Origin of the sequence: Mycobacterium sp. IS-2888 (assembly GCF_001954215.1) — a bacterium.
Lineage (GTDB): Bacteria > Actinomycetota > Actinomycetes > Mycobacteriales > Mycobacteriaceae > Mycobacterium.
On record NZ_MBET01000059.1, the window covers coordinates 1 to 691 of the forward strand.

The following is a 691-nucleotide window of genomic DNA, read 5'->3' on the forward strand; positions in this document are numbered from 1 at the left end:
GGCATTTCTTTATCCTGCCGATGGTGGTCGGGTGAGTACGTTGTAGCGGAAGCCGTAGCGCACGCCGAGGTTGCCGCTGCGTTGGGCGCCGCGTCCGCCGACGAGGGGGACGCCGCGCATGGCGGCGTTGGTTCCGGCGGCGTTGGCGCCGTCGGGGTTGAGTAGCTGGGTGCTGACGAGTTTGGTGGCGGTTTGTTCTTCGGCGCCGGTGGCGCTGGCCCAGCTTTGCGGGACCGACAGTCCGCCGATTTTGGTGGCCGAGGACAGGCTTGCCGTGGGTACGGCGGCCGGGTGGAAAGTCCACCCGCCCGCGCCCAACGCCGCAAACTGCGGTGTCGGAAAGAACGCACCTTGCGCGCCGGCCGTCGTTCCCACCGGTCCATTGAACGTTTGCTGCGCAATGCTCGAAAAGAAGCTGGCTAGGCCGTTGGACTGATAGGGCAAGCCCGTCATTCGTTTCAGCACCGTGTCGTAGTTCGCGGAGACGAGCCCGAGCCAGTTGTTGGTGGGGGTGGGCAGGCCTTGGGTGGAGAGGTTGGTGAGCAGGTTTTGTAGCCAGGTGAAGGGCCCGGTCGTGGTGGTGGCCGCGGTGGTGGCTTGGGTGGTGGGTGCGGTGCTGGCCGCGGCCAGTTGCGGGGTGACCGCGGCGACGTTTTGGGCGGAGTTGCCCGCCGGGGTGGCCTGGGCCTGG

General features: G+C 67.4%; 1 protein-coding gene. It reads right to left on the reverse strand.

Annotated features, from left to right (window positions below):
- Positions 1 to 9 precede the first annotated feature (9 nt).
- Positions 10 to 691 (reverse strand): PE/PPE C-terminal domain-containing protein (locus A5745_RS10335; protein ID WP_175879803.1); only part of this gene is annotated, 682 nt, incomplete at its 5' end.